Source organism: Arthrobacter sp. BE255 (genome assembly GCF_031457335.1).
Lineage (GTDB): Bacteria > Actinomycetota > Actinomycetes > Actinomycetales > Micrococcaceae > Arthrobacter.
On sequence record NZ_JAVDWK010000031.1, the window covers coordinates 1 to 1,948 of the forward strand.

At 63.7% G+C, this 1,948-nt stretch carries 2 protein-coding genes; one reads left to right on the top strand and one right to left on the bottom strand.

Features of this window, described 5'->3' with window-relative positions; all coding sequences use genetic code 11:
- Positions 1 to 3: 3 nt before the first annotated feature.
- Positions 4 to 828: an SDR family oxidoreductase gene (locus tag J2X42_RS23285; protein ID WP_310168502.1), complete on the bottom strand. Its 825-nt coding sequence runs from the start codon at positions 826 to 828 to the stop codon at positions 4 to 6.
- 266 nt (positions 829 to 1,094) lie between these two features.
- Between J2X42_RS23285 and J2X42_RS23290 the strand changes: the two genes are divergently transcribed.
- Positions 1,095 to 1,934, top strand: a complete 840-nt coding sequence (locus J2X42_RS23290) for a hypothetical protein (protein ID WP_310168503.1) — start codon at positions 1,095 to 1,097, stop codon at positions 1,932 to 1,934.
- The last annotated feature ends 14 nt before the right edge of the window (positions 1,935 to 1,948 follow it).

Here is a 1,948-nt window from a genome sequence, read left to right on the forward strand (position 1 = left end):
GGGTTAGCTGCTGTGGGTGTAGCCGCCGTCGCAGGCGATGGTTTGGCCGGTGATGAATGCGGCGGCGGGGGTGGCGAGGAAGAACATGATGCCGACGAGGTCGGTGGGGACCATTCCGCGGGGGATGCACTGCAGGGACGCGGCGCGTTCGCGGACTTCGGCGGTGGGGTTGACGGTGCGTTCTACTTCGGTTGCGACGCTGCCGGGCCGGATGCAGTTGACGGTGATTCCGTGGCTGCCGAGTTCGCGGGCCAGGGAGTTGGTCATGCCGATCAGTGCTGATTTGGAGGTGACGTAGTGCAGGTAGTTCGCGGTGCCGCGGGTGACTGCGTCGGATGAGATGTTGATGATGCGGCCGAAGCCTGCTTCGCGCATATGGGCAGCGACTGCCTTAACGCAGAGGTAGGTGCCGGTGATGTTGACCTTCAGCACGTTTTCCCACTGATCCAGGGGAATCTGGTCGAACGGGCCCTTTTCGATGCTCGCGAAGATCGAGGCGTTGTTGATCAGCACATCGATCCGGCCCCAGGTCTGGATCACGGTGTCGACCATGGCCGTGACGGACGCTTCGTCGGCCACGTTGACCTTTACGGCCAGTCCTACCCCGCCGGCGTCATGAATTTCCTTCACGACTGCTTCGGCCTTGTCGATGGCGAGGTCAGCTACCACGGCAACGGCTCCGGCTGCGGCGAACTGGCGCGCGAGTTCCCGGCCGATGCCCTGGGCTGCGCCGGTGACAATGACCACCCGCCCCTCGACGCTGAAGTCCCGCGCTGATGCCGGCACGCCGGAGTCATGGGGAATGTGAGTCAGGGGTGTCGTCGTCATGGTCGATCCTCGTGGTTTCGCGTCGTGATGGTCGTGCAGGCAGTGGTGAACAGGGTGCTGTCCTGGACAGCATGACCCTTTAACCGGCTGGGCGTTATCGGGAAAACAGGAGGTGGTGTGCCCGCCTTGCTATTGAACAATATCCCGCCATGTGGGATAGTGTCAATGGACGGCGGCCGGTCCTGCACAATAGCAGCGGCGGGGCCGGGCGCCGCACCCCCGCGGATCTTGCCGGGGGATGACTCGACTTTATAAAGGAGCTGGAGATGCGCGTAAGCAAGGCAGCGGATACTGATATCGAAGCAGTCGGATCCATGCGTGAGGGAGTGCTGGACCAGAAGCACCTGCTGTTCGGCGAGGATGGTTCCCCGAACAATTACGACCTGAACATGGGCCACACCGGCGGCGGTGGGTGGCGGACCCCGCGTCACCGGCACAACTTCGACCAGGTCCGCTACGTGATCAAGGGCCGGCTGCCCTACTCCGAGGAGGATTTCCTGGAGGAAGGCTGGGTCGGTTACTTCCCCGAGAGCGTCCACTACGGCCCGCAGGAACGCGCCGAAGGCCTCCGCACACTGGTCCTGCAGGCCGGCGGCGCCAGCGGCCAGGGCTACCTCTCCGTCGCCCAGCGCGAAGCGACCAACGCCGATCTGGAAAAGACCGGCGAGTTCAGGAAGGGCATGTACACCTACACCGACGCCAACGGCGCCGAGCAGACCGTGGACGGCTCCCAGGCGATCTTCGAACACGCCACCGGCGGCAAGCTCGAATTCGCCACCCCCCGCTACGAAGACGTCATCGCCATGAACCCGGACGCCTACGACTGGCTCCCCTCAGCCGATCAGGGCGTGACCGAAAAATGGCTGGGCACCTTCACCGAACGCAACTTCCGCATCGGATTCCTCCGCCTGGACGCCGGCGCCGTTTACCAGGCAGGCCAGCACCCCTCCATCGAAATCCTGTTCCAAACCAAGGGCCAGGTCACCGCAGGCGGCGAAAAATACGGCCCCGAAAGCGGATACGAATTCCTCCCCAACGAAGGCCCGGTACCCCTCGAAGCCATCGAACCCACCGAATTCCTCCGCTTCGTCCTCCACACCTTCTAAACCACCACGGGCCA

Bases quoted from the DNA above. Each gene is read 5' to 3' on its own strand.
- J2X42_RS23285 (WP_310168502.1), bottom strand. From the start codon at position 828: ATGACGACGACACCCCTGACTCACATTCCCCATGACTCCGGCGTGCCG.
- J2X42_RS23290 (WP_310168503.1), top strand. From the start codon at position 1,095: ATGCGCGTAAGCAAGGCAGCGGATACTGATATCGAAGCAGTCGGATCC.